The organism is Blautia sp. CAG:257, from assembly GCF_000433815.1.
In the GTDB taxonomy this organism is placed as follows: domain Bacteria; phylum Bacillota; class Clostridia; order Lachnospirales; family Lachnospiraceae; genus Blautia_A; species Blautia_A caecimuris.
Genome location: NZ_HF999075.1, coordinates 16706 through 20087, shown reverse-complemented (window position 1 = coordinate 20087; position 3382 = coordinate 16706). Strand labels below are relative to the sequence as shown.

Sequence of the window (3382 nt, the reverse complement as noted above, 5' to 3'; positions counted from 1 at the left end):
TTTTATAAAAATACAAAGTTAAAAGCGAAATCTCTGTTCTGGACCTCTGTTGATTGAAGAAATATTTTAAAACTGTTATACTGAATGTAAACAAAAAAGAAATCTCTCAGGCAGGGGTTTCTTTTTTATCATACAACAGAAAGCAGGCGATGAGAATGGAGCGTCAGGATCATGCATATGTAAAGCTTGAAAATGTGTCAAAGGTTTATGGCTCCGGGGAAGTAAAGATCGTGGCAGTGGATCACATCAGTTTTGAGATCAACAAGGGTGAGTTTGTGGTGGTTGTAGGCCCAAGCGGCGCAGGAAAAACTACTGTACTGAATATTCTGGGCGGTATGGATAAGGCAACCTCCGGGCATGTGCTGGTAGATGGTGTGGACATTGCCAAATATTCCAGCAGACAGCTTACCGGGTATCGGAGAGAGGATATTGGTTTTGTATTTCAGTTTTATAATCTGGTGCCCAATCTTACAGCTCTGGAAAACGTAGAACTGGCTCTTCAGATCTGTAAAGAACCGCTGGATGCAGCAACAGTTCTGGAAGATGTGGGGTTGAAGGACAGACTGGGGAATTTTCCTGCGCAGCTTTCAGGAGGCGAGCAGCAGAGAGTGTCGATAGCCAGGGCTCTTGCCAAGAATCCGAAGCTTCTTCTCTGTGACGAGCCTACAGGCGCGCTGGATTATCAGACCGGAAAAGCAATCCTGAAGCTTTTGCAGGATATGTGCCGGGAAAGAGGAATGACAGTAATTGTGATTACTCATAACTCTGCCCTTACTCCTATGGCAGACAGGGTGATCAAGATCAAAAACGGAAAAGTATCTTCTATGGTTCAGAATGATGCTCCTACTCCGGTAGAAGAAATCGAATGGTAGGTGAGCGCTATGAAGAAGGCACTGCATAAAGATTTCTGGGTGGAAATAAGAAAAACAAAGGCGCGTTTTATTTCTATTTTCTGTATTGTTGCCCTTGGAGTTGCGTTTTTTTCAGGAATCCAGGCAAGCTCCCCTGATATGAGGCTTTCCGGGGATGCTTATTATACAGAAAGCAAAATGATGGATCTGAAGGTGATGGGCACTCTGGGCCTGACGGAAAAGGATGTAGAGGCTGTCCGCAAAGTTGAAGGAGTAGAATGGGCTGAGGGAGCCTGGTCAACAGATGTGCTGTGCGGGGAGGCTGAGGCTCAGAAGGTTCTCCATGTGGAGGCTGTCAACGAGGATGTAAACACTCTTACAGTAACAGAGGGACAGCTTCCGGAAAAAAGCGGAGAATGTTTTCTGGATGTGGAATTTGCAGAAGCGCAGGGGTATCAGATCGGAGATCAGATTGAATTAAGAGAGGATACAGAGGATCCTTTTCTGAAAAAGAAAACATATACCGTCACCGGACTTGGCAGATCCCCTCTTTACATATCCTTTAACAGAGGAAATACAACACTTGGTTCCGGCGAGGTAAACGGATTTGCCTATGTGCTGCCTGAGGATTTTGACCAGGAGGTTTTTACCCAGATTTATATCAGAGCTCATGGTGTGGATCAGGTGACCAGCTACACAGACGCCTATGACCGGCTTATTGAGAAGCTTCAGGACAAGGTGGAGGGAATTCAGGCGGAACGTTGTCAGATCAGATATGAGGATGTGATGACTGAGGCGGAAAAAGAGCTTGCAGATGCAGAGAAGGAGCTTTCAGACGGTAAAAAGGAAGCGGAGGAAGAACTTGCAGACGCCCGGAAAGAGCTTGAAGACGGTGAAAAAGAGTATTCAGACGGCAAAAAGGAATACGAGGACGGTAAAAAACAGCTTTCAGACGGGGAAAAGGAAATCTCCGACGGCAAAGAGCAGCTTGCCTCTGCAAAGGAGACTCTGGCAGAGGGAAGAGACCAGCTTGCAGCAGCCAAGCAGCAGGCCGCAGACGGCTGGAGCCAGCTAAATGAAGCTCAGGAAAAGCTGTCAGATGGCTGGAGTCAGTATAACAGCGGTAAAAAACAGCTTCAGGAGGGACGCAGCCAGTTAAATCAGGCAAAGAAGCAGCTTGCAGACGGACAACAGAAAATAGAGGAGAGCAAAGCTGTTCTGGATGAAAAGCAGGACCAGCTGGATACCGGTCTTGCTCAGGCCGAAAAGGGAATTCAGGCTGTTGAAGGTCAGATTGCGCAGCTTCAGGATCAGATTTCTCAGCTTGAAGAAGGAATCCGTCAGGCGGAAGAGGCAGAGGCGCAGATTCCGGCGCTGACACAGGCTCTGGAAGCAGCTCAGCGTACTGCGGCAGAAAAACAGGCCGCTTTTGATGCGGCTCAGTCAGCAGTCAGTGAAGCGCAGGCCGGTTTTGACACAGCCCAGGCGGCTCTGGAAGAGGCTGTCCGAAGATTTGAAGCCGGAGAGATCACAGAAGAAGAGCTTGCTTCCTATCAGACAGCAGTGGAAACAGCAAGAGGAAATCTGGAAGCAGCTCAGGGAAATCTGGAAACAGCCCGGGGGGAACTGAATGCAGCCAATGGAGCTGTCTCTCAGGCACAGGCGACGTTGGATACCTGTACAGCGGCAGCAGCAAAGAAGCCGGAGCTGGAAGCCGGACTTACGGCTGCCAGGAACGGACTTGCTCAGGCCGAGGAAAAAAAGGCAGAGCTGGTTCAGACAGTTGAGACTTTAAAAGAAGGCCAGAAAGCCATTGATGCCGGCAGGGAAACGCTGAAACAGGAAGAGGCGAAGCTGGAGCCTGCAAAAAAGCAGATTGCCGAAAACGAAAAGAAGCTGACCGCAAATGAAAAGAAGCTTCAGGAAAGTCTGGCAGTTTTAAACAGCGGTCAGGCGGAAATTGACGCAAACAGACAAAAGCTGAACTTTGCTCAGGGAGAAATCGAAGCAAACGAGCAGAAGCTGAATTCCGGTGAGCAGGAGATTGAGACCAGCCAGCAGAAAATAACAGATGGAGAGGCTGAACTCAGGGAGAACAGACAGAAGCTTGCAGATGCAGAAAAGGATTTAAAAGAAGCGGAGCAAAAGCTGAAAGATGGCTGGAAGGAATACGAGGACGGCAAAAAAGAGGCGGAGGATGAAATTGCGGAAGGCCAGCAGAAGATAGAAGACGCCAGAAAGGAAATTTCAGAGATCGAAGAACCTGAATGGATCGTCACAGACCGAAACGATCTTCCGGAATATTCTGATTACGGAGACAATGCAGACAGGATCAAAAGTATAGGAGAGGTTTTCCCTGTGATCTTTTTCCTTGTGGCAGCCCTGATCAGTCTTACTACCATGACACGGATGGTAGAGGAACAGAGGACTCAGATCGGAACTCTGAAGGCCCTGGGCTACGGGAAGTTTTCTATTGCGTCCAAATATCTGAACTATGCGTTTCTTGCCACAGTGGGAGGAAGCGCTGCAGG

Annotated in this window: 2 protein-coding genes; both read left to right on the top strand. The window is 48.4% G+C overall.

Annotation, left to right across the window (positions count from 1 at the left end):
- Positions 1–155: 155 nt before the first annotated feature.
- Complete coding sequence (locus QVP40_RS09445; RefSeq protein ID WP_022068205.1) at positions 156–872, top strand: ABC transporter ATP-binding protein; 717 nt, start codon at positions 156–158, stop codon at positions 870–872.
- A 9-nt stretch (positions 873–881) separates the two neighbouring features.
- Positions 882–3382: FtsX-like permease family protein (locus QVP40_RS09440; RefSeq protein ID WP_330361919.1), on the top strand; the 2501-nt coding region annotated here is incomplete at its 3' end.

What these genes read in the sequence shown, in the direction of transcription:
- QVP40_RS09445 (WP_022068205.1), top strand. Translation starts at nt 156, where the DNA reads ATGGAGCGTCAGGATCATGCATATGTAAAGCTTGAAAATGTGTCAAAG.